We start from the raw sequence: 21,067 nt of genomic DNA on the forward strand, positions 1-21,067 counted from the left end.
GTGGTCGCCGAGGACCTGAGAAGGCCCGTTCGGTCAGTCGTCGCCCCGGTCGTCGGCGTCGTCGGCGTCGTCGTCGTCACCCGCGTCGTCCGGCGTGTCGTCGTCCTGGTCACCGACGTAGTTCGAGTCGTTCGGGGAGTCCGCCGACTGCGCGGAGCCCGGCGTGTCGTGCGCCGACTCGTTCGGCGAGTCCGCCGACTCCGGCGAAGGGTCGTAGTTCGCGTCACCCGGGGAGTCCGCCGACTGCGCGGAGCCCGGCGTGTCCCGGGCCGACTCGTTCGGCGAGTCCGCCGACTCCGGCGAGGGATCGGTGGTCGCGGCGCCCGCGCCGCCGTCGGGCTGCGTGGGGCCGTCCAGGGCGACGGCGGCGGAGGACTCCGCCCGCGGGGCCGGGTCGTTCAGCGCCGCGGCAGTCGTCGCGCCGGCGACTCCGAGCACGGCGGCCGCCCCGACGATGGCCCAGCGCTTCTTCATGGTCGAGGGGTTCATCTCTGTGACCTCCGGTCTCGCGGCACCCCCTTCGGGTGCCTCCTGGTAACGAGTCTGCGCCGCCAGGATGAGGCGATGAGGAGACCCGCATGAGACGCCTCTCATCTTGGGCGGGCGGGCGGACCCTCTGCGGCGGGTCAGCCCCGGAACCGGTAGCCCGCCCCGCGGACCGTCTCGATCCGGTCCACCCCGAGCTTCTTGCGCAGGTACCGCACGTACACGTCGACCACGTTGGAACCCGGGTCGAAGTCGTATCCCCAGACCCGCGAGAGCAGCTGCTCGCGCGACATCACCTGGCCCGGGTGCTGGAGGAACACCTCGGCGAGCGCGAACTCCCGCGCCGACAGCTCCACCTCGCGCCCCGCCACGGTGGCGGTGCGGGTGCGCAGGTCCAGCCGGACGTCGCCGTGCTCCAGCCGGTCCGACGACGCGGCCTCCCCCGTGGCGCGCCGCAGCCGCAGCCGGATCCGGGCGAGCAGCTCGTCGAACCCGAAGGGCTTGGACATGTAGTCGTCGGCACCGCCCTCCAGGCCCGCCACCCGGTCGGACAGGGAGTCCCGTGCGGTCAGGATCACCACCGGCAGCGTCGAGCCGACGTCGCGCAGGCGCTGCAGCACCGTGAACCCGTCCAGCACGGGGAGCCCGATGTCCAGGACCATCAGGTCGTAGCCGCCGGACATGGCATGGGCCAGCGCCGACGCACCGTCGGACACCACGGTGGGCTGGAACCCGTGCGCCTTCAGCCCCTTGCGCACGAACTGCGCGATGCGTTCCTCGTCCTCCGCGATCAAGATCTGGTTCAAGCTGTCTCCTCCGTCGCCGAACTCCTCGAACCGGGCTGGCCGCCCGCCGGTGCCGCGCCGTCGGCCGGCCAGGTCATCACGAAGCGTGCCCCACCTGCGCGCTGTCCTGAGCCTGTCGAAGGGTCGGACCTCTCGACCACCACGTCACCGCCGTGCCCCTGCGCGATGGCCCGCACGATGGCGAGCCCGAGGCCCGAACCCGGTACACCACCCGTGGTGCTGCCCCGCGCGAACCTGTCGAAGATGCGCTCCGCCTCCTCGGGCGGCACGCCGGGGCCGGTGTCCCGGACCCAGAGCCGCACCTGGCGGCCGGCAGGTCCGTCGAACACCTGGGTGCCGATGCCCACCTCGTCGTCGGGTCCCGTGAACTTCACCGCGTTGTCCGCGAGCTGCAGCACCGCCTGGGTGAGCCGGTGCGCGTCGGCGACCACCTCGGCGTCGGCCCGGGCGTCCACCACCCAGCGGCGGGCGCCCAGTGCGCGGGCCTTGTCGTGCACGTCGTCGGTGAGCCGGCCCAGGTCCACGGGCGCCGGGGTCACGAAGTCAGACCGTTCGGCCTTGGCGAGCAGCACCAGCTCCTCGACGATCTGGCCCATCCGGGACGTCTCGTCGAGCAGGAGATCCCGCGTCTCGCGCACGTCCGCCGGGTCGTCCGGGTCGAGCACCTCCAGGTGGCCCCGCAGAACGGTCAGCGGGGTACGGAGCTCGTGCCCGGCGTCGTCCAGGAACTGGCGCTGCGTCTCGATGGCGGTGGACAGCCGGTCGAGCATGGTGTTGAACGCCCCGGCGAGCTCACCGAGGTCGTCGTCCGTGGCCACGGGGACCCGCTGGGACAGGTCGGTCTCGGTCACCCGGGTGGCGGTGGAGCTCAGCTGCCGCAGCGGACGCAGCAGGCGGCTGACGACCAGCCACGCGAACAGCCCCAGGAGCACCAGTGCCACGCAGCAGACGATCGCGTAGGTGCGCATCACGTCGGTCTCCGCCCGGAGCGCATCGTCGAGCGCCGCGGCCATCACGTACGCGCCCACCTCCTGACGGTCGGCCACCGTCACGGGCACGACGACGAACCACACGCGGCCCATCTCCGGGGTGTCGATCTCGCGCTGCACCGTACGCGCCGACTCCGGCGTCAGGTCCTGGACCGCCGCCCGGACCACCGGGTGCTCCGCCACCACCCGCCCCCTCGTGGGCGGGTTGGTCTGCTGGTGCTCGCCGTCCAGGTAGCTCACGAACATCTCGTTGGTGCCGGGGACGTTCCGCTCCATAGCGACGCTCATCAGCCGGCCGGCGCCGTGGAACTCCTCGCCGGTCTCCGGGTCCACGCCGGTCTCCGCGAGCTGCTGCAGCTCCCCGATCTCCTGGTCGAAGTCCTCGGAGATGTCGTCCATGATCTGCTGGGACTGGATGGCATGGGTGAGCAGGCCTGTCGCCAGCAGCCCGATGGCGGTCACCGACACCACCACCGTCACCACCTTGGCCCGTACCGACGGCCGGCGCAGGCTCATGGGCGGCCCACGCCGGACGCCGCGAGCCGCGACCCGTCGAGCCAGCCGGCCACGACGTCCAGGCGACGCGACGTCGCCGCCTGCCACCCGCGCTCCTGCACCCGGTGCGGCCCGGTGGCCAGCGACAGCAGCACCCCGGCGACCCGCGCTGCCAGGTCGCTCCGATCGGCTCCCCGGCCGCCCGGAGCCGCCACGAACCCCGTGGCGTAGTCGGCGGCGAGCCTGCGCATCCGCGCCGCGTACTCGTCCTGCGCGGAGCCCGACCCGTGCACGAGCGACAGCACGTCCAGGTGTGCGACGAGGCACGCGAGGTCATCGGCCCGGTGACCCGGTCCCGCGGAGTCGACGTCGAGCAGCCCGGTGATCCGGCCGTCGGTGAGCATGATCTGCGCCTCGTAGAGGTCGCCGTGCGTGGGGTCCGCACCGGTCCCGCGCTCCGCGAGGCGCGCCTGGACGGCGCCGGCCAGGTCGGCGGCCCTGCTCGCCTCCGCGGGCAGTGCCGCCCCGATGACACCGGCATAGTGCGCTGCCGACTCGCTCCACGCGGGGCGCCGCGGCAGATCGCGCACCTCGGCGGGCAGGCGGTCGAGCAGGTCGAGGATCTCCAGCGGGGACGGGATACGCCCGCCGTCCCGGACGGCGGCACGCATCTCGGTACCGTGCAGCGGGGACAGCACGAGCAGGCCGTCCTCCGACCAGCCGAGGGGACGCGGGACCGGCAGGCCGGCACTCGACAAGAGCTCGTGGCGTCGGTGCAGGTCCGCGACCTTGCGCGGGCGGAGCACCTTGAGGAACACCCGGGCCGCCCGGGCCCGCGCCTCGATCACGGCGCGCCGGGTCGGGCGGTAGGCCCGGACCTTGAGCTCGGGGTGGGCCCGCGCCTCGGGGCCGACGCCAAGGCCCGCCAGGAGCTCTTCGACGGCGCCAGGATTGAACGCCCGGGGTAGTGCCGGCAGCGCAGGGTCCCCCGGGAAGCGCCACACGGCGACCGTCGCGTCGCCGTCGGACAGCGTGACCACACCCGGCTTGCGGCCGTCGCGCGAACGGCCGACGCTCGCGCCCAGCGTCTCGGACCGTTCCACGCCGTCCCAGCGCACGGTCGCCCGGTAGGCGACGGTGGTGGTCGAGCCCGGACGATGGTCCACCTGGCGCACCCGCCAGTCCACGAGCTCACCGCCCGCCGTGGCCACCGCGGCATCGAGGAGCCCCGCGGCGGCGTCGCCGGTCAGCAGGTCGAGGTGCGTGTTCACCCGGTAATACTCGCAGCCGCCACCCACGGAAGCCCCCTGGTAGGGATTAGAAACCTCTCACCTACCAGGGGGCTCCGTCACACCGGCCGCGCAGGGCGCCGGATCGATCAGGCGCGCAGCTCGCGGTACTTCGCGATCAGCGCCGCCGTCGACGGGTCCTGCGCACGCAGCGCCTCCTCGTCGCCCGCGACCGCCGGGGCGATCTCGAGGGCGAGCTTCTTGCCGAGCTCGACGCCCCACTGGTCGAACGAGTCGATGCCCCACACGACGCCCTGGACGAACGTGATGTGCTCGTACAGCGCGACCAGCTGCCCCAGCACGGACGGGGTCAGCGCGGGGGCGAGGATCGACGTGGTGGGCCGGTTGCCGCTGAACACCTTGGCCGGGACCAGGTCCTCGGCGACGCCCTCGGCGCGCACCTCGTCGGCCGTCTTGCCGAAGGCGAGCGCCTTGGTCTGCGCGAAGAAGTTGGCGAGGAACAGGCCGTGCACGTCGGCGCCGGCTTCCACGGCGCCGCCGTCGCCCACCGCATCGGTCAGCGGGTACGCGGGGTTGGCGACGGCGATGAAGTCGGCTGGGATGAGCCGGGTGCCCTGGTGGATGAGCTGGTAGAACGCGTGCTGGCCGTTGGTTCCGGGCTCGCCCCAGAAGACCTCTCCGGTTTCGGTCGTGACGGGCGTGCCGTCCCAGCGCACGGACTTGCCGTTGGACTCCATGGTGAGCTGCTGCAGGTATGCCGGGAAGCGGTGCAGCTGCTGCGCGTAGGGCAGGACGGCGTGCGTGTGCGCGTCGCGGAAGTTCACGTACCAGACGTTGAGGAGCCCCATCAGGGCCGGCACGTTGCGCTCGAGCGGCTCCGTCCGGAAGTGCTCGTCCATGGCGTGGAAGCCGCCCAGGAACTCGGCGAACGCATCCGGCCCGATGGCCACGGCGAGCGACGTGCCGATCGCCGAGTCCACGGAGTAGCGGCCGCCCACCCAGTCCCAGAACCCGAACGCGTTCTCGGGGTCGATCCCGAACGCCGCGACCTTGTCCAGCGCGGTGGACACTGCCACGAAGTGCTTCGCGACGGCGTCGGCGCGGCCCTCCTCGGAGTCCTCGATGGCCCCGGCGGCGACCAGCGAGCGCCACAGCCAGTCGCGGGCGAGCCGCGCGTTGGTGAGGGTCTCGAGGGTGCCGAACGTCTTGGACGCAACGATGAACAGCGTGGTGGTGGGGTCGAGGTCGGCGGTCTTCTGCGCGACGTCGGTGGGGTCGATGTTCGAGACGAACCGGACCTCCAGCCCGTCCTGGACGTAGGGCTCCAGGGCCTCGTACGCCATGACGGGGCCGAGGTCGGAGCCACCGATGCCGATGTTCACGATGGTCCGCACGGGCTCGCCGGTGACACCGGTCCACTCCCCGGAGCGGACCTTCTCCGCGAACGCGTACACCTTGGCGAGCTCGTCCTGCACGTCAGCGGTGACGTCCTGGCCGTCGACGGTCAGGGGCTCCTCGGACGGGCGGCGCAGCGCCGTGTGCAGCACCGCGCGGTCCTCGGTGACGTTGATGTGCTCACCGGCGAACATCGCGTCGCGGCGCTCGGTGAGCCGCACCTCGTCGGCGAGGGCCAGGAGCGCGGCGAGGACGTCGTCCGTGACCAGGTTCTTCGACAGGTCCACGTGCAGGTCGGCGGCCTGGTGACTCAGGCGCTCGGCCCGGGCGGGGTCCGCGGCGAACCAGCCGCGCAGGTCGGGCCGGAGGTTCTTGGAGAGCTCGGTGAGCGAGCCCCAGGCGTTGGTGGTGGTGGCATCGACAGGCAGACGGGCTGGCACTGAGGTCATGGGACAACCGTAGTCCGGAGCGCCTCCGCCGCAGCCCTGGCCAGTGTCGGGTCGGTCACCTCGTAGCCGGCCTCGCCGCCGCCCCCGGGTCCGCCCGCGTCGACGACCGACCGCTTCGCCGAGAGATGGACGGCGTCGACGCCGGTGCCGACCAGGGCCGGGATGTCCGCCGCCGTCACGCCACCACCCGCCATGACCTCGATGCCCAGCTCCGCGCTGCGCTCGACGAGGGCGGCCAGCCGGCTCAGGCCGGCACTCGCGCGGGTCGCGCCGCCGGAGGTGAGCACACGCGCCACACCAAGCTCGGCCAGCGTGTCGAGGGCGGCCAGCGGGTCGGCGATCACGTCGAGCGCGCGGTGGAACGTCACCTCGGCGTCGTCGGCAGCGGCGATCAGGTCGCGCATGCGCGCGACGTCCACGGTGCCGGACGACGTCAGGGCGCCCAGCACGACGCCGTCGACACCCTGGTCGGTCGCCAGGGTCACGTCGCGGAGCATCAGGTCGATCTCCGCGGACGAGTACACGAAACCGCCCGGTCGGGGCCGCACCAGCACGTGCACCTCGAGGATGGGGGCGTCGTCGGAGGACGGGACCACGGCCGCGGCGTCGACCACGGCCTCGATGAGCGCGGCGCTCGGTGTGATACCACCGGTGGCGCCGAGCGCGGAGCAGAGCTCGACGCGCCGGGCGCCGACGTCGGCTGCGATCACCGCCCCGGCGGGGTCCTGGACAGCGAGCTCGAGAGCGACACGTTGGGGCACGGCGCCAGCGTAACCGTGCGCGGGGGCGGTCTGTCGCCCGCCGCGTCAGCCGCCGAGTCGGTAGTGTCCCTGGCATGGCCATCGATCCCAGTGCGATCCTCACGGGTCGTGCCCCCGGGCGTGCCCCGATCGGAGTGATCCTGGGGATCGTCTTCGCGTCGGTCTGCCTGCTTCTCATCCTCGCGTTCGACGCGATCACGGGCGGCGCGTCGTTCGTCGTCGGGCTGCTGCTCGCGGTGCTGCCGGTCGCCGTCTGGCTGCCGCTGGTGCTCGCGCTGGACCGGCTGGAGCCGGAGCCGCCGAACGCCCTGATCTTCGCGTTCCTGTGGGGTGCCGGGGTCGCGGCGCTGTTCGCGAGCATCCTGAACACGCTGGGCCTGTCGCTCCTGACCGAGACCGAGCTCACCGGTGAGGAGGAGGGCTGGTACATCGTCGCGACGTTCGGCGCGCCCGTGGTCGAGGAGCTGCTCAAGGGCGCCGTCCTGTTCGGCATGCTCTGGTGGCGCAGGCAGGAGCTGAACGGGCCCACCGACGGCGTCATCTACGCCGCGATGGTGGGTCTCGGCTTCGCCGCGACGGAGAACATCCAGTACTTCATCGACGCCCTCGAGGTGAACCAGCTGGGGTACGTGTTCGTGCTGCGGGCCATCGTCTCGCCGCTGCTGCACCCGCTGTGCACGGCGATGACCGGTATCGGCGTGGCCGTGGCCGCCCTGTCCGGGCCCGGGAAGCTGCGCCGCCGTGCGCCCCTCTACGGCCTGCTCGGCGCCATCGCCCTCCACAGCCTGTGGAACGGCTCCACGAAGTTCGGGCTCCCCGGCCTCGCCGGCGCCTACCTCGTCGGGTTCCTGGTGCTGGTCGGGCTGATCGTGATCCTGGCCCGCGACCGGCGCCGGATCGTCCAGCTCATCGGCCACTACCTCCCGCTGTACGGCCCCGTCGGCATCGTCACGGCCGACGACCTGCGGATGCTGTCGACCCTGCCCGGCCGCCGGGCGGCGCGGCGCTGGGCCCGGGCCGCGGGCGGCCGTCCCGCCGAGCGCGCCATGACCGACTACCAGCAGGCCGCCACGGAGCTCGCCCTGCTGCACCAGCGCGCGGGCGCGCAGCGGGACCTCGACCCGCACGGGTTGGAGCAGCAGCGGCAGTACCTGGTGTGGGTCATGCAGCAGGCCCGCGCCACCTTCGTCGCGCGACAGCCCCGCCCGCCGGCCAGCCCCTGGGGCGCCACGGGCTTCGGCCCCCCGGGCCACCCCTGACCCCGGCTGTCGGGAACCAGGTCAGGTCAGGTCTATCCACTCGGTCGTGGTGGTCACCTCGTCGAGCACCGCGGGCAGCGGTGTCACGCCCAGGCCCGGGCCGGTCGGCACGGCGATGTGACCGTCGTCGACCACGAACGGCTCGGTCACGTCGGTGGCGTAGAACCGGCCCGACGCGGAGATGTCGCCGGGCAGCGTGAACCCGGGCAGCGCGGCGAGCGCCGCGTTGGCCGCTCGCCCGATCCCGGTCTCCAGCATCCCGCCGCACCAGACGGCCACACCGTGCGCGACGGCGAGATCGTGGATGCGCCGGGCCTCGAGGTAGCCGCCCACGCGCCCGGGCTTGATGTTGATGATCGAGCAGGCACCGAGCGTGATCGCGGCGGCCGCGGTCTGCGCGGAGACGATGGACTCGTCGAGGCAGACCGGCGTCTCGATCCGGCGCGCGAGCTCCGCGTGCCCCAGCAGGTCCTCCTCCTCGAGCGGCTGCTCGATCAGCAGCAGGTCGAACGGGTCGAGCCGCGCGAGGTGGCGCGCGTCCCGCAGCGTGTAGGCGGTGTTCGCGTCGACCTGCAGCAGCACGTCGTCGCCGAACCGCTCCCGCACGGCACGGACCGGCTCCACGTCCCAGCCCGGCTCGATCTTCAGCTTGATCCGCACGTACCCCTCGGCGAGGTAGCCGTCGACGGCGTCGAGCAGGCGCGGTATCGAGTCCTGGATGCCCACCGACACCCCGCTCGGCACCCGGTCGACGACGGCGCCCAGCTCCCGGGACAACGGTCGTCCGGCGGCACGCAGCTCGGCGTCGAGCACCGCCATCTCGAGGGCCGCCTTGGCCATCCGGTGCCCCTTGACCGGCGCGAGCGCCTGCCCGACGTCGATCGCCGACGCGATCCCGGCGCCCTCGCGGTACGCGCTCAGCGCGGGGACCAGGAACCGGCGCAGCACATCGGCGGAGGCGTCGACGTACTCCGAGGAGTACAGCGGGTCCTCCCCGGCGACGCACTCGCCCCAGCCCACGGCGTCGTCGGTCTCGACGCGCAGCAGGAGCACGTCGCGCTCGGTCTGTGTGCTGAACGACGTGCGGAACGGCGACACGAGCGGAAGCTCGACGCGGCGCAGCTCGATGCCCCGGATGTTCATGGCGGTGCTGGTCATGCGGTCTCCTCGGTGGTCGGGGCGGTGCTCGGGTCGGGCGCCGGTGCGCCGGTCGGCGCCGGGCGTACCAGGTAGCCGTCGCGGCCGAACCCGACGACGGCGCACCCACCGGACAGCGCGGGCAGCAGGCCCTCGCGCACGGCGGTGCGCCAGCGCCGCGCGGCGGCGGGGTCGGTGGTGCGCAGGGCCTCGATGTCCCCGGGCACGGGCACGGTGACCAGGCCGGCCTCGTCCCTCGCTGGCCGAGCCTGCACCGCTGGTCGAGCCGTACCCGCTGGTCGAGCCTGTCGGGACCCGGAGCACGCAGCCACGACGTCCGGGTCCCGCAGGTCCCAGCGCACGAGCACCCGGTCGGACTCGTCGCCGCGGTTGATCGCGTCGGGCATCGCACCGTAGAAGTTCGGCAGGTACTCGATCGCCCGGGCCCGGAGCTTGGTCAGGTTGAAGTGGGCGTTCCGGGCGATCAGCGGGTCGTAGGTCCAGGTGATGGCGTCCAGGCCCCGCTCGAGCACCCACGCCCGCTGGTGCAGCTTGAGCGCGAACCCGACGCCGCGGCCCGCCGCCTCGCCGGACACCCCGGCGACGTGGCTGTGGAGGGCCCGCTCGGCCGGCGCGTGGAAGAACCCGGCACACGCGCCGACCATCCGGTCGCCCACGTAGGCCGCCGCGACGTAGTTGTGTGCCTTGGCCAGCGCCCGCAGCAGCTCCGCGGACATCGCGGACCCGCCCCACACCGCGGTCCACAGCTGGTCGATGGCGGTGTGGCCGGCCACGTCGTCGACCTCACGGATCGTGACGCCGGCCGAGCGGGCTGCGGCGTCAGCAGCGCGGACGGCGTCGGCAAGCAGCCCGTCGGCATGCGGCTCGCCGCCCGAGGCGGTCACCGGTCCCCCGCACGGTTCGTGGCGTCGACGTCGGCGGTACCGGAGTTCGCGACCAGGTCGACGACCAGCGCACGCAGCAGCGCCGTCCGGTCGGCGATCCGGTCGACGAGGACGTGCTCGTCGTCGGCATGCGCGCCGCCGCCCACTGCCCCGAGGCCGTCCAGCGTGGGCGTGCCGACGCCGGCGGCGAAGTTGCCGTCGGACGCCCCGCCCACCGCCACGCCGGTGAGCGCCGGCAGGCCGGCCGCCGTGGCGATCCTCGACGCACGCGCGAAGAGGTCGGCGGAGAGCGCGGCCTCCAGCGGCGGCCGGTTGATCCCGCCCTCGATCTCGAGCACCGCGCCGGGCAGGACTGGGACCAGCGCCCGCAGGGCGGTGTCGACCCGCTGCTGCTCGGCGGCGGTCCGGGCCCGGACGTCGACCGCGAACGACGCCTCGGCCGGCACGGTGTTCCGGGTGGTACCGGAGACGGCGTCGGTGGGTGTGACGGTGGTCCCGACCGCCGGGTCGCCCAGCGCCGCGACCGCGAGCACCTGGTGCGCCAGCTCGACCGACGCGTTCACGCCCTTCTCGGGCTCCAGGCCGGCATGCGCGGCCCGGCCCTTCACCAGCACGCGGTAGATCGAGGTGCCCTTCCGCTCCAGCTTGAGCGCGCCGCCGTCGGCCGAGGCCTCCAGCACGAGTGCGGCGGCAGCCCCGCGCGCCTCGTCCTCGATCAGAGCCTGGGACGACGGCGAGCCGAGCTCCTCGTCGCCGGTCACCAGGAGCGTGACCCCGGTCCGGTCGTCGAGAGAGCCCAGCACGTGCAGCGCCATGGCCAGGCCGGTCTTCATGTCGAAGCTGCCGGGTCCACGGAGCACACCGTCGGAGATGCCGAACGGGTGCGTCCGCAGGGTGCCGACCGGCCACACCGTGTCGTGGTGCGCCAGCAGGAGCACCCGGGTCGGCCCGCCGAGCCGCCACCGCAGGTGGATGCCGAGCCGCTCGGGCTCGACACCCAGGTGCGCGGTGCCGAGCCGGGCCACGAGGTCGGCGGACCGAGCCAGCGCTTCCGGGTCCGACGACGGCGACTCGCACTCGACCAGCGTCCGCAGGCCGGCGATCAGCGGATCGATGTCAGGGGCGGGAGTCTCGTGGAAGGCCATGCCCGCACGGTAGCCGCCCGCCTCGCGTCAGGCGGAGAGCAGGCGCAGCACCAGGGCCGCCGCCGAGAACAGCATCAGGCCGGCGGTGGGGCCGACGCCCGGCCAGTCCTTCACACGCAGGTGCGCGACGAGCGCGCCGAGGAAGTACAGGACGAAGCACGCGGTGGCGGCGATACCGATCGGCGCCCACCAGATGCCGACGGCGGTACCGGCGGCGCCCGCCAGGAGCAGGGTGCCGAGCACGGGGACGTACCGGTCGGTGACCCCCACCTTGTGGAGCGACTCGACGAGCTGCGGGTTGCGCGTCACCTTGTTGTAGCCGCTGAGAGCGGTGGCCAGGGCCAGCAGGGCGGAGACGATGACAGAAGCGACGAACACGGGTCCTCCGAGGGACGACGGCCGGGGGTACCCGGCGAGAGCAGGCGCCCGTCCGGGCGCCTGCTGAATCGTCCGCCACCCCTCGAGGCTTGCCAAGAACCGGGTTAGCAACTCACTATGAGTAAGTGACTTCCGAGATGACCGCTCCCCGCTCCCCCGCCCGGGCCCCCCGGCCGGGCACCGAGGCCCCGAACATGGCCAAGGAGGACGAGTGCCTCCTGTTCCAGCGCACGCTGGAGCTCGCCGGGCGGCGCTGGTCGGGCGCCATCCTCTACGCCGGCGTCGCCGGGGCACGGCGCTTCGTCGAGTACCGCAGGTACGTCCGCGGCATCTCCGACCGGCTCCTGACACAGCGCCTGCGCGAGCTGGAACGACAGGGGTTCATCACCCGCGAGGTCGTGCCGACCATGCCCGTGCAGATCCGCTACACGCCGACCTCGGCGGGGGCGGAGCTGGTCGCCGCGCTGCAGCCGCTGGGCACGTGGGGGCGCAAGCATCACGACGTCCTGGACGCGGAGCCCACGTAGCGCCCGGCCCCGTCACCGCCCCGCCGTGCGGGGGCGTCGCAGACCCAGCGCGACGACGGCGCCCACCGCCAGGTGCGCTGCCACCAGGACCGCTACCGCGCCCGGCGAGGTACCCCCCGCAGCGCCCAGGAGCGACACGAGCAGCAGCACGCCGCACAGCACCAGCCACGCCACCTCGCCGCCGCCCTTCGTCAGGCGCGCCAGCACCGTTCGCACACCCCAGCCGGCGAAGCCGACGACGAGCGCCGCGACCAGCACGGCCACCACCGAGACCGCCTGGGTGCTCGCCCCCGTACGAGCCTCGAGGTCGACGCCGAACGCTGTGCCGACCAGCCAGACCGCCGCGCCGGCGCCCGCCGCGGCGAGCGGCACCGTCCAGGCGGGCCACGCACGCCGGACCACTGTGTTCTCAGCCATGGGAAACCTCCTCGGTGGCACGTCCGTCGTGCCTGGAACCAGCATCGCGATGCCTGGTTCGCCCGACATCAGCCTGTGGTACCGCATCGTCCGGTCCTTGGGTCGGGGTACCCCCTCCCTTGGTCGGTGACGCGATCCGGACGTCGTCCATAGGCTCACCGGCATGACAGCCGACGATCCGCAGTACTGCCCACCGGGCGCGGAGACCTGGTCCAGCCTGCCGGTCCGTTGGCCACGGCCGCCGTGGCGCGTGGCCGGGCCGGCCATGGTGGTGCTCACCGCCGTCATGGTCTGGGCCGTCCTGGCACAGCCTCCGGCGGTCGCCGGGGCACTCGCCGGGGTCCGGCTCACGGTGCTGGACTCCGTGGTCGCCGCCCTGGCGCTCGCCCTCCTCCCGGTGCTCTGGTCGCGCCACCCGGTGGCGGCGGCGCTGAGCCTTACCGTCCTCGCCGCGATCTCGCCCGTCGCCACACCGGCGGCGACCGCCGGTACGCTCCACGTCGCCCGCTGGTTCCCGCTCCGCACGGCGGCCCTCGTCGCGTCCGCCGGCGTCGGCGCCCACGCCGTCCAGGCCCTCTGGCGTCCGACGGCGCTCCCGCTGGGCTGGTGGCTGCTGTGCGACGTCGCGGTGCACGCTGCTCTCCTCGGCTGGGGCGCGTTCTGGCAGGCGCGGGCTCAGGTGCTGCGGGACCTGCGGGACCGCGCCAGGAGAGCCGAGACCGACCGTAGCCGCGCGCTGACCGAAGCCCGCACCACCGAGCGGAGCCGGATCGCCGCGGAGATGCACGACGCGCTCGGCCACCGGCTGTCCCTGCTGGCCGCCACCGCGGGCGCCGTCGAGTTCCGGCCCGACGCTCCGCCGGAACAGCTCGCGGCCGCCGCCGGGCGTATCCGGACGGGCGCGGCGGACGCGCTGGAGGACCTGCGGCAGCTCGTGCGCCTCCTGCGGGAAGACTCGGACCGGTTGGCCCCGCCACCCGCGCTCGCCGACATCCGGGGGCTCGTCGACGCCGCCCGCTCCGTCGGGACCGCTGTCATCCTCGATCTGCCCGACAGCGCCCCAGCTGACGGACAGACCGGCGAGCTGCCGCCCGCAGTCGCCTCTGCCGCCTACCGCGTGGTCCAGGAAGGCCTCACCAACGCCCGGCGGCACGCGCCCGGCGCGGCCGTCCGGGTCACCGTGAGCCCTCGCGCGGGAGAGGTCCGGGTCACCGTGGCCGACGACGGCCCGCCCCGCCCCGCAGGCGCCGAACCCGGCACCGGCCTGGTCGGCCTGCGGGAGCGCGTCGAGCTGCTGAGCGGCACGCTCGTCGCCGCCCGCTCCCCCGTCGGTTTCACGCTGGACGTACGGATACCGTGGCACTGATGGAGACCCGGATCGTGATCGTCGACGACGACCCGCTCGTCCGCGCCGGTCTGCGCCTCATGCTCGACGGTGCGGACGGGATACGCGTGGTCGGCGAGGCCGCCGACGGCAGAGACGTGCCCGCGGTGCTCGATGCCCACCCCGCCGACGTCGTGCTCATGGACCTGCGCATGCCGGAAGTGGACGGGATCGAGGCGACCCGGCGGGTGCGGACCAGGCAGTCGCCGCCGGCCGTCGTGGTGCTCACGACGTTCGACACCGACTCCGAGGTGGTGGGGGCGCTGCGGGCCGGTGCGGCCGGCTACCTGCTCAAGGACATGCCGCCCGCGCGGATCGCGGCCGCCGTGCGCGCGGCCGCGACAGGCGAGCCGGTGCTCGCGCCCGACATCGCCCGCCGGCTGATGGACGCTGTCGCGGCAGGTGGCAGCAGTGCACGGGACGCGACCTCCGCGCTGGGCCGCCTCACGGACCGTGAGCGCGACGTCGCAGTGGAGATCGGGCGCGGTTCGTCCAACGCGGAGATCGCGCGGCGGCTGTACCTCAGTATCCCGACGGTGAAGGCGCACGTGTCGAGCGTCCTGGGCAAGCTCGGCGTGGAGAACCGCACGCAGGTGGCGCTGCTGGTGCAGCAGGCCGGCGCCGCCTGAGGCTCCGCTACACGGCTGGCTCCCCGAGGTCACCGTGCCGCCTCGAGCCACCCCCAGCTCAACCGTGCAGCCCCAGGAACTCCGCCACCCGATCGGACGCCGGAGCCGCCCGCAGCTCGTCCGGCGCCGCCACCTGCAGCAGCCGGCCCCTGTCCATGACGCCTACCCGGTCGGCGACGGCGGCCGCCTCGGCGTGGTCGTGCGTGACGAACACCGCCGTCGTCCCGGTCTCGACGAGCGCCGCACGCACCTCGCCGGCGAGCCGCTCCCGGAGCTGCCGGTCGAGTGCGGACAGCGGCTCGTCGAGCAGCAGCAGCCGCGGCCTCGGGGCCAGGGCCCGGGCGAGCGCCACCCGCTGCTGCTCGCCGCCGGACAGGGTCGGCACGGACCGCCCCTCGTAGCCGGCGAGCCCCACCAGGTCCAGGAGCGCGGACACCCGGGCGTCCCGTTCGGCGCGGGAGAGGTCCTGGGTCTCCAGGCCGTAGGCGACGTTCCGCCGCACGTCCCGGTGCGGGAACAACTGGCCCTCCTGGAACATGAGCCCGAACCGGCGCTTGTGCACGGGCACGCCGGCCAGGTCCTCACCGTCGTAGAGGACCTGGCCGCCGGACAGCGGCTCCAGCCCGGCCACCGCGCGCAGCAGCGACGACTTGCCGCACCCGCTCGGGCCGAGCAGCGCGACCACCTCCCCGGGCGCGACGGCCAGCGACACCTGGTCCACCGCGGTGACGCCGGTCGAGCCCCTACCGCGGGTCGAGCCTGTCGGGACCCCGTACCGCACGGTGACGTCCCGGATCTCCAGCCCCGCCATCAGAACTCCCCTCCGCCGCGCTCGTCGCGCAACCGCTCCGCCATCATCATCACCGTCGCGGTGAGCACGGCGAGCACCACCGACGCCGCGAGCGCCATCCCGTAGTTCTCCGCCCCGGGCCGCCCGATGAGGCGGTAGATCACGACGGGCAGCGTGGCGCCGTCGGGCCGGGCGAGGAACGACGTCGCGCCGAACTCGCCGAGCGACACCGCGAAGGCGAACCCGGTGGCCAGCCCGACCGAGCGCAGGGCGATGGGCAGGTCCACGGTCCGCAGGACGCGGCCCGGGCCGGAGCCGAGCACCGCGGCGACCTCGCGCAGCCTCGGGTCGATGGCCCGGAGCACCGGCAGCACCGTGCGGACCACGAGCGGGATCGCGACGACGGCCTGCGCCACGGGGACGAGCAGCCCGGAGGTCCGCAGGTCCACACCGAGCACCGGCTGGTCGAGGGTGATGAGGAACCCGAAGCCGACGGTCACCGCGGACACGCCGAGCGGCAGCATGAACAGCCCGTCCAGCGTGCCGACGGCGCGGCGCGCACCGACCGACCGCGGCCGCCGGGACACCACGAGCGCCACCAGACCGCCGACGACCAGGGAGAGCACCGTCGCGGCCAGCGCGGTGCGCAGCGAGGTCGCGGTGGCCTCCCAGACGGTCACGACGAGCGCGTTGCGCTCGCCGGTGGTCCCGAGCGCGACGTAGTTCCCGATCCCCCAGGAGCCGTCCGGCTCGCGGAGGCTGCGGGCCACCAGCCCGGCCATGGGCAGCACCATGAGCCCGACGACGATCGCCGCGCCCACCAGCGCCACCGTCACGTCCTGGGGCGACCGCCAGGACAGCCGCCGGGCCGAGCCGCGCGCGGACACGAGGCGCAGCGCCGCCTCGCGCCGCCGGCGCGCCCGCGCGGACACCACGAGGGCGCCCGAGATGACGACGAGCTGCAGGATCGACAGCACGGACGCCGACCGCAGGTCGAGGAACTGGGTGGTGCGGGTCCAGATCTCGGTCTCGATGGTCCCGTACCGCACACCGCCGAGGACGAGCACCACCCCGAACGCCGTGGCGCAGAACAGGAACACCACCGAGGCGGCCGACGCGATCGCGGGCGCCAGCGCGGGCAGCGTCACGGTCCGGAACACTCGTGCGGGCCCCGCGCCGAGCGACGCGGCGGCCTGTTCGGTCCGGGGGTCGAGCCGTTCCCACAGCCCGCCGACGGTCCGCACGACCACCGACACGTTGAAGAAGACGAGGGCGACGACGATGCCGGCCAGGGACTCCTCCAGGCCGAGGAATCCGAGGGTGCCACCGGGCGCGAACAAGGTGCGGAACGCGACCCCGACCACGACCGCGGGCAGCACGAACGGCACCGTCACCAGCCCGCGCACCAGTCCCCGGCCCAGGAACGACCGCCGGTACAGCAGGTAGGCGAGCGGCAGGCCGAGCAGCACCGAGCAGGCGGTGCCGAGCACGGCCTGGGTCAGCGTGAGCCCGACGAGCCGCCACGTGCGCGGGCTGGAGAGCACCTCGGTGAAGCCGGTGAGGTCGAGCACGCCGTCGGCCACGAAGCCGCGGACGACGAGCGCGGCCACCGGCCACGCGAAGAAGACGGCGAGGAAGCCGAGGGGGACGGCGACCGCCGTCCCCCAGAGCAGCGGTGCGGTCCGCAGGCTCGCTCTCAGCCGACCACGGTCGCGGTCCACCGCTCGATCCACTCGTCCCGGTGCTCGCTCACCTCGGCGGGCTCCACCTCGAACGGGGCCTCGGCCTGGGGTGCGAACTTCTCCCAGTCGGCCGGCAGCTGCGTCGCGGGGTCCGCCGGGTACATGTACATCGACTCGGGCAGGGCAGCCTGGACGTCCTCGGTGAGCAGGAAGTCCACCAGCTCCTGCGCCCCCTCCGGGTTGTCCGCACCGGCCAGCACGCCCGCGTACTCGACCTGCCGGAAGCAGGTCTCCAGCAGCGCGCTGGTCGTCGACTCCGAGCCGTCCTCGCTCACCGTGAACGCGGGCGACGTCGCGTACGAGAGGGCGAGCGGTCGCTCGCCACCCTCGCCCGCACCCGAGAAGTCCACGTAGTAGGCGTCCTCCCACGAGTCGGCGACCTTGACGCCGTTGTCCACGAGAGAGGCCCAGTAGTCCTCGAACCCGTCCTCGCCGAACGCCCCGACGGTCGCGAGCAGGAAGGCGAGCCCCGGCGACGACGTCGCCGGGTTGCTCACGACCAGCAGGTCCCGGTACTCGGGGTCGGCCAGGTCCTCCAGCGTCGTGGGCACCTCGAGGTCCGACCTCTCGAACCAGGCCTCGTCCGCGTTCACGCAGACGTCGCCCTGGTCGATGGGCGTGAGCGCCGCGCCGAGCTGCTCGGCGCCGTCGGGCAGGTCGGCCGGCGTGTACTCCTCGACCACACCCGCCTCCAGCGCGCGCGAGGCGAACGTGTTGTCGATACCGAACACCGCGTCGCCGAGCGGCGCGTCCTTGGTCAGCACCAGCTGGTTCACCAGGGTGCCGGCGTCGCCCGCCGCACTGACCTCGACGGTCAGACCGGACTCCTGCTCGAACTGCTCGACCAGCTTCTCGTCCAGCGCCCAGGAGTCGTGGGTCACGAGGGTCACGGTGCCCGACGCCGACGCGTCGCCGCCGTCGGTCCCGGAACCGTCCGGCGCGGAGCCGCCGCAGCCGGCGAGCAGCAGCGCGACCGCCGCCGCCCTGGCGACGGTGCCCGCGAGCGGGCGAGCGTGGATGGTGCCCGCATGGGCACCGGAAAGACGCAACATCGTGCCTCGACTTCCTCCGCCGGTCTGACCCGGATCAGGTTCAAGGGTCTGCGGTTCTCCGCACTCTCAGCGCCGTGTGGGGCGCTCCCCTGTCGTGTCCGGCCAGCCTACTGGCCCGTAGAGGGCTACGGTGTGGAGGTGGCCCAGATTGAGACGGAACAGACACTCGCCGAGAAGGTAGGCACTCTCGCCCTGACGCTCGCGGCCGGCTGGGTCGCGCAAAAGGCGGTCAGCATGATCTGGAAAGGCGTGACCGGCAACGACGCACCCAACAAGGCGGACGACCCCGAGCTGGACCTGGTGCAGGCCACCGTGTTCGCCGCGGTAGCCGCCGGGACAGCGGTGTTCGCCAAGCGCATGGCGGCGAAGGGCGCCTCGAAGGCCGCCCTGCGGCTCGCCGCCCGCCGCACGGCGCACTAGAAGTTCCCGCACCGAGTTCCCGCACCCGCGAGGTGCCCGGCCGGACATCCGGCCCGGCACCTCGCGGGGCGCTCAGCCGGACGTGTTGTGCGCGGGCACCTTGCGCGGCCGCCGGGTGAGCAGCGGGTCGTGCCCGCGTGGCCGTCCCACCGGCTCGACGCCCTCCAGCGCGCGCGTGAGAGCTGCTTGCGTGACGCCTCGCTGCTCGCGGTCCGCCCGCAGCCGGGCCATCACCTGGTCGGCTGCCAGCCGCAGCGGGATGCCCGCCTTGCCCGCGGCGTCGAGCAGCAGCCGACCGGCTGTCTCCTCGTCCACGCCACGCACCGCGATGATGACGCCCTTGGCCTGCTCGATCACTGCCTGGCTGACGAAGGCCCGGGTCACGACGCCGTCGGACCGGCGCGTCAGCGCCTCCCGCTGGACCGGCGTGACGTCCACGACGTACCCGACCAGCTCCGGCGACCGGTCAGGGCCGCCGCGTATGCCCTGGCCGATGACGACGACCGAACGCGTGCGACCCTTCCGGTCCACTATCCGGTGCGCGCAGGCGAACGGTCGGCCCAGCCGCAGGGCTTCGGCGGCGGCCCGCACCACGCGGACCCGGTCGTCGGGATGCTTGCGGGAGCGGAGCGCCTCGAGGCTCGGCTCCACCTCGTGCCGCTTCCACCCGTGCATCGTGTAGAGCTCGTCGGACCACCACCAGGTCCCCGTCATCAGATCGACGCGGTAGCGACCGACAAGAAGGTTGGTCCCCAGACCGAGAGCATGCGCCAGGTCGCTCGCCGAGAAGCTCGGTGACTCGGTAGCGGTGTCGCCGCCGGCACCGTCCACGACGCTGAGTCTGGGCTGCTTGAAAGGGGGCATTCTGTACCTCCCAGATCCAAGGCGGACCGGGAGCCGCTTCATGACTCCGCAGCCTCGATTGTAAAGCGGTTCGCCCGCTCCGACAGCCCCCGCTGCCCATCTTTTTCCGCACCCTTTCCCTGCGCCTTCCCTGAGCCGCCGTCCCGCGCCGCACCGCCCCGCACGACCGGGACGCTGCGAGTACCAGGCCTCCGTGCCAGCCTGGGACGAGCCGCCCGACGGGCCCGACCGGCTGGACGGGCCCGACCGGCCAGACGGACAGGACCGACCAGCACGGACAGGACCGACCAGCACGGACCGACCACCGGAGGTGCACCGTGAGCGAGACACCCTTTGACGCGACGGACCCGGGAGACTCCGGCGCGGGCGCGCCGGAGATCATGGCCCCCGGCCCGCTCCGCACCGACGTGGCAGTGGTGGGCGCAGGGCTCACCGGGGTCGTGACCGCCCAGCTGCTCGCCGACGGCGGCGCCCAGGTCCTGGTGCTCGACGCCGATGGCGCACGCGCCACCACCACCGCCCGCTCGACGGGCAAGCTCTCGGTGCTGCAGGGCACCCGGCTCGCGCGCATCGCGCGGTACGGCGACGAGGTGGTCCAGGACTACCTCGCGGCCAACTTCGCCGGGCTCGGGTGGCTGCGCCGCACCCTCGACGACCTGAACGTGCCGGTCGAGAACCGCGACGACCTGACCGTGGCGGCCACCCCCGAGGAGGTGGCCGACGTCGACGCCGTGCTCGCGGTCTGCGCACGCCAGGGGCTCACTGCCCAGTGGGAGGAGGACCCGCCGTACCCGACGCGGTCCTACGGCGCGGTGCGCCTGCCGGGACAGGCCCAGGTCGACCCGTTGCGCATGCTCTCCGCGCTGCGCGCCCGCCTGCGGTCCCGCGGCGTGCCCGTGTACGACGGCGTCCGGGTGCGGCAGGTGCGCCGTACCCGTTCCGGCGTCGCGCTGCGCACCAGTCACGGCACCGTGCTCGCCGACCGGGTGGTGCTGGCCACCGGCACCCCACCCGGCCGCCTGGGCGGCCTGTTCCTCCGGCTGGAGGCCGGCCGCAGCCTGCTCACCACGTGGGAGGTCACCGATCCGACAGCGCTGCCACCGGGCTTCACCGAGACCATGTCGATCACCGCCGGGTCGTCCGTCCGTTCCCTCCGGATGGCCGGCGGGCTGCTCATGGTGGGCGGCGAGGGCTACACCGTCGGCCGGGAGCGTGACCCGGCTCGTCGGCTGGCCGTGCTCGACGAGTGGACCCGCGTCCACTTCCCGGTGGACCTCCCCCGGCACGCCTGGGCGGCCCAGGACTACACCAGCGACACCGGCCTACCGCTCGTCGGACCGGCCGTACCAGGTGACGACCGGGTGCTCGTGGCGACGGGTTACGCCAAGTGGGGTCTCACGAACGGGGCAGCGGCCGGCCTCGCGCTCGCCGGCCGCATCCTCGGCGACCCCGTCCGGTGGGGTCCGACCTTCGAGCCCTGGGCCCGCCGACCAGCGCCCAGAACGAGCACCGCCGCCACGTTCGGCGTGCAGACCAAGGGCTGGTCCTGCGCGGCCACCCGTCCCTCCGGACAGCGGCCGGGCGCCCCGCGCGTCTCCCGTGTCTGCCCGCACCTCGGCGGTGTCGTGCGGTGGAACGATCAGGAGCAGTCCTGGGACTGCCCCGTGCACGGCTCGCGGTTCGCACCGGACGGCACGCTGCTCGAAGGCCCGGCCACGGAAGATCTCGCGCGTCGCTGACCGGTACGGGGAGCGACCTGCCCACCGAGAAGCGGTTCGAGATGCGAG

At 73.7% G+C, this 21,067-nt stretch carries 21 protein-coding genes and 1 riboswitch; of the genes, 6 read left to right on the forward strand and 15 right to left on the reverse strand.

Annotated elements, in window-relative coordinates:
* Positions 1-33: 33 nt before the first annotated feature.
* The 6 genes from LUU90_RS25400 to LUU90_RS25425 all read right to left on the reverse strand — a co-directional run bounded on the left by LUU90_RS25400 (position 34) and on the right by LUU90_RS25425 (position 6,631).
* On the reverse strand, positions 34-489 hold the full coding sequence (locus LUU90_RS25400) for a hypothetical protein (RefSeq protein WP_275007037.1): 456 nt from the start codon (positions 487-489) through the stop codon (positions 34-36).
* 137 nt (positions 490-626) lie between these two features.
* Positions 627-1,292, reverse strand: coding sequence for a response regulator transcription factor (locus LUU90_RS25405; RefSeq protein ID WP_275007039.1), 666 nt, complete (start codon positions 1,290-1,292; stop codon positions 627-629).
* Positions 1,289-2,797 (reverse strand): sensor histidine kinase, encoded by a 1,509-nt coding sequence (locus tag LUU90_RS25410; protein ID WP_275007040.1) that lies wholly within the window; start codon positions 2,795-2,797, stop codon positions 1,289-1,291. The genes LUU90_RS25405 and LUU90_RS25410 overlap by 4 nt, the downstream gene beginning before the upstream one ends.
* The gene (locus LUU90_RS25415; RefSeq protein ID WP_275007042.1) at positions 2,794-4,047 is read right to left on the reverse strand and encodes a phosphotransferase; all 1,254 of its coding nucleotides are present in this window, start codon (positions 4,045-4,047) and stop codon (positions 2,794-2,796) included. Before LUU90_RS25415 ends, LUU90_RS25410 begins: the two co-directional genes overlap by 4 nt.
* A gap of 107 nt (positions 4,048-4,154) precedes the next feature.
* Entirely contained in the window at positions 4,155-5,870 is a 1,716-nt protein-coding gene (gene pgi / locus LUU90_RS25420) for a glucose-6-phosphate isomerase (RefSeq protein ID WP_275007044.1), read from the reverse strand.
* A complete protein-coding gene (locus LUU90_RS25425; protein ID WP_275007046.1) occupies positions 5,867-6,631 on the reverse strand; it encodes a copper homeostasis protein CutC in 765 nt (254 codons plus the stop codon). The genes pgi and LUU90_RS25425 overlap by 4 nt, the downstream gene beginning before the upstream one ends.
* Positions 6,632-6,705: 74 nt before the next feature.
* Here LUU90_RS25425 and LUU90_RS25430 point away from each other — a divergent pair, with 74 nt between their 5' ends.
* Entirely contained in the window at positions 6,706-7,890 is a 1,185-nt protein-coding gene (locus LUU90_RS25430) for a PrsW family intramembrane metalloprotease (protein ID WP_275007048.1), read from the forward strand.
* A gap of 21 nt (positions 7,891-7,911) precedes the next feature.
* Here the strand turns inward: LUU90_RS25430 and menC are convergent, their stop codons facing one another.
* Genes menC through LUU90_RS25450 form a run of 4 tightly spaced genes read right to left on the reverse strand, consistent with a single transcriptional unit; the run spans position 7,912 to position 11,455 of the window.
* Positions 7,912-9,048, reverse strand: a complete 1,137-nt coding sequence (gene menC, locus LUU90_RS25435) for an o-succinylbenzoate synthase (protein WP_275007049.1) — start codon at positions 9,046-9,048, stop codon at positions 7,912-7,914.
* Positions 9,045-9,932: a GNAT family N-acetyltransferase gene (locus tag LUU90_RS25440; RefSeq protein WP_275007051.1), complete on the reverse strand. Its 888-nt coding sequence runs from the start codon at positions 9,930-9,932 to the stop codon at positions 9,045-9,047. The genes menC and LUU90_RS25440 overlap by 4 nt, the downstream gene beginning before the upstream one ends.
* Positions 9,929-11,077, reverse strand: coding sequence for a M20 family metallopeptidase (locus LUU90_RS25445; protein WP_275007053.1), 1,149 nt, complete (start codon positions 11,075-11,077; stop codon positions 9,929-9,931). Before LUU90_RS25445 ends, LUU90_RS25440 begins: the two co-directional genes overlap by 4 nt.
* 27 nt (positions 11,078-11,104) lie before the next feature.
* On the reverse strand, positions 11,105-11,455 hold the full coding sequence (locus LUU90_RS25450) for a DoxX family protein (protein WP_275007055.1): 351 nt from the start codon (positions 11,453-11,455) through the stop codon (positions 11,105-11,107).
* 125 nt (positions 11,456-11,580) lie between these two features.
* Between LUU90_RS25450 and LUU90_RS25455 the strand changes: the two genes are divergently transcribed.
* Complete coding sequence (locus tag LUU90_RS25455) at positions 11,581-11,982, forward strand: winged helix-turn-helix transcriptional regulator (RefSeq protein ID WP_275007056.1); 402 nt, start codon at positions 11,581-11,583, stop codon at positions 11,980-11,982.
* Positions 11,983-11,994: 12 nt separating this feature from the next.
* Here LUU90_RS25455 and LUU90_RS25460 read toward each other — a convergent pair whose 3' ends face one another.
* On the reverse strand, positions 11,995-12,399 hold the full coding sequence (locus LUU90_RS25460; protein ID WP_275007059.1) for a DUF6069 family protein: 405 nt from the start codon (positions 12,397-12,399) through the stop codon (positions 11,995-11,997).
* Positions 12,400-12,562: 163 nt separating this feature from the next.
* Between LUU90_RS25460 and LUU90_RS25465 the strand changes: the two genes are divergently transcribed.
* On the forward strand, positions 12,563-13,765 hold the full coding sequence (locus tag LUU90_RS25465; protein WP_275007061.1) for a sensor histidine kinase: 1,203 nt from the start codon (positions 12,563-12,565) through the stop codon (positions 13,763-13,765).
* Positions 13,765-14,412, forward strand: a complete 648-nt coding sequence (locus LUU90_RS25470) for a response regulator (RefSeq protein ID WP_275007063.1) — start codon at positions 13,765-13,767, stop codon at positions 14,410-14,412. Before LUU90_RS25465 ends, LUU90_RS25470 begins: the two co-directional genes overlap by 1 nt.
* Positions 14,413-14,470: 58 nt before the next feature.
* Here the strand turns inward: LUU90_RS25470 and LUU90_RS25475 are convergent, their stop codons facing one another.
* The 3 genes from LUU90_RS25475 to LUU90_RS25485 form a co-directional block, all read right to left on the reverse strand.
* Positions 14,471-15,223 (reverse strand): ABC transporter ATP-binding protein, encoded by a 753-nt coding sequence (locus LUU90_RS25475; RefSeq protein ID WP_342471224.1) that lies wholly within the window; start codon positions 15,221-15,223, stop codon positions 14,471-14,473.
* Entirely contained in the window at positions 15,223-16,923 is a 1,701-nt protein-coding gene (locus tag LUU90_RS25480; RefSeq protein WP_275007065.1) for an ABC transporter permease, read from the reverse strand. Before LUU90_RS25480 ends, LUU90_RS25475 begins: the two co-directional genes overlap by 1 nt.
* The gene (locus LUU90_RS25485) at positions 16,899-17,996 is read right to left on the reverse strand and encodes a thiamine ABC transporter substrate-binding protein (protein WP_275007067.1); all 1,098 of its coding nucleotides are present in this window, start codon (positions 17,994-17,996) and stop codon (positions 16,899-16,901) included. The genes LUU90_RS25480 and LUU90_RS25485 overlap by 25 nt, the downstream gene beginning before the upstream one ends.
* Positions 17,991-18,097, reverse strand: a riboswitch (TPP riboswitch). It overlaps the preceding gene by 6 nt.
* A gap of 37 nt (positions 18,098-18,134) precedes the next feature.
* On the opposite strand from LUU90_RS25485, the gene LUU90_RS25490 reads away from it, so the two are divergent.
* Positions 18,135-18,416 (forward strand): DUF4235 domain-containing protein, encoded by a 282-nt coding sequence (locus tag LUU90_RS25490; protein ID WP_275007068.1) that lies wholly within the window; start codon positions 18,135-18,137, stop codon positions 18,414-18,416.
* A gap of 72 nt (positions 18,417-18,488) precedes the next feature.
* Here the strand turns inward: LUU90_RS25490 and LUU90_RS25495 are convergent, their stop codons facing one another.
* Entirely contained in the window at positions 18,489-19,280 is a 792-nt protein-coding gene (locus tag LUU90_RS25495; RefSeq protein ID WP_275007069.1) for a PAS and ANTAR domain-containing protein, read from the reverse strand.
* 317 nt (positions 19,281-19,597) lie between these two features.
* Between LUU90_RS25495 and LUU90_RS25500 the strand changes: the two genes are divergently transcribed.
* Complete coding sequence (locus LUU90_RS25500) at positions 19,598-21,019, forward strand: FAD-dependent oxidoreductase (RefSeq protein WP_275007070.1); 1,422 nt, start codon at positions 19,598-19,600, stop codon at positions 21,017-21,019.
* Positions 21,020-21,067 lie beyond the last annotated feature (48 nt).

The organism is Promicromonospora iranensis, from assembly GCF_028994775.1.
GTDB classification, from domain to species: Bacteria; Actinomycetota; Actinomycetes; order Actinomycetales; family Cellulomonadaceae; genus Promicromonospora; species Promicromonospora iranensis_A.

Coding starts and splice junctions, on each gene's coding strand:
- LUU90_RS25430 (WP_275007048.1), top strand. CDS start 6,706: ATGGCCATCGATCCCAGTGCGATCCTCACGGGTCGTGCCCCCGGGCGT.
- LUU90_RS25460 (WP_275007059.1), bottom strand. CDS start 12,399: ATGGCTGAGAACACAGTGGTCCGGCGTGCGTGGCCCGCCTGGACGGTG.
- pgi (WP_275007044.1), bottom strand. CDS start 5,870: ATGACCTCAGTGCCAGCCCGTCTGCCTGTCGATGCCACCACCACCAAC.
- LUU90_RS25400 (WP_275007037.1), bottom strand. CDS start 489: ATGAACCCCTCGACCATGAAGAAGCGCTGGGCCATCGTCGGGGCGGCC.
- menC (WP_275007049.1), bottom strand. CDS start 9,048: ATGACCAGCACCGCCATGAACATCCGGGGCATCGAGCTGCGCCGCGTC.
- LUU90_RS25475 (WP_342471224.1), bottom strand. CDS start 15,223: ATGGCGGGGCTGGAGATCCGGGACGTCACCGTGCGGTACGGGGTCCCG.
- LUU90_RS25495 (WP_275007069.1), bottom strand. CDS start 19,280: ATGCCCCCTTTCAAGCAGCCCAGACTCAGCGTCGTGGACGGTGCCGGC.
- LUU90_RS25485 (WP_275007067.1), bottom strand. CDS start 17,996: ATGTTGCGTCTTTCCGGTGCCCATGCGGGCACCATCCACGCTCGCCCG.
- LUU90_RS25470 (WP_275007063.1), top strand. CDS start 13,765: ATGGAGACCCGGATCGTGATCGTCGACGACGACCCGCTCGTCCGCGCC.
- LUU90_RS25445 (WP_275007053.1), bottom strand. CDS start 11,077: ATGGCCTTCCACGAGACTCCCGCCCCTGACATCGATCCGCTGATCGCC.
- LUU90_RS25465 (WP_275007061.1), top strand. CDS start 12,563: ATGACAGCCGACGATCCGCAGTACTGCCCACCGGGCGCGGAGACCTGG.
- LUU90_RS25410 (WP_275007040.1), bottom strand. CDS start 2,797: ATGAGCCTGCGCCGGCCGTCGGTACGGGCCAAGGTGGTGACGGTGGTG.